1 pseudogene is annotated in these 453 nt (G+C 56.7%); it reads right to left on the bottom strand.

The window, feature by feature from the left end:
• Positions 1 to 453, bottom strand: a pseudogene (locus ACTHTQ_RS11340) (collagen-like protein); the annotation flags it as partial.

The raw sequence follows: 453 nt of genomic DNA, 5'->3' as shown, positions 1-453 counted from the left end.
CGCCAGTTGCGCCGTTGGCGCCAGTTGTATCAGTTGCGCCGGTAGCACCTTTAGCACCCGTTGTACCAGTTGCACCAGTAGCACCAGTAGCACCAGTAGCACCGTTAGCACCAGTTGCACCAGTAGCACCGGTATCGCCTTTGGCACCAGTCGCACCGGTATCACCTTTAGCACCAGTAGCACCGGTATCACCTTTAGCACCAGTTGCACCGGTATCACCTTTAGCACCAGTAGCACCGGTGTCACCTTTAGCACCAGTTGCACCGGTATCACCTTTAGCACCGGTATCACCTTTAGCACCAGTTGCACCGGTATCACCTTTAGCACCAGCTGCACCGGTATCGCCTTTAGCACCAGTTGCGCCGGTTACGCCCGTGTCACCCTTTTCGCCGTTTACACCGGTGTCACCTCCCTCACCGTTGTCGCCAGTAGCACCGGTATCGCCTTTAGCAC

The organism is Neisseria sp. P0020.S003, from assembly GCF_051957095.1.
Classification (GTDB): Bacteria; Pseudomonadota; Gammaproteobacteria; order Burkholderiales; family Neisseriaceae; genus Neisseria; species Neisseria subflava.
The sequence above is the reverse complement of the archived record's forward strand: the minus strand, read 5'-3'. Positions and strand labels throughout refer to the sequence as shown.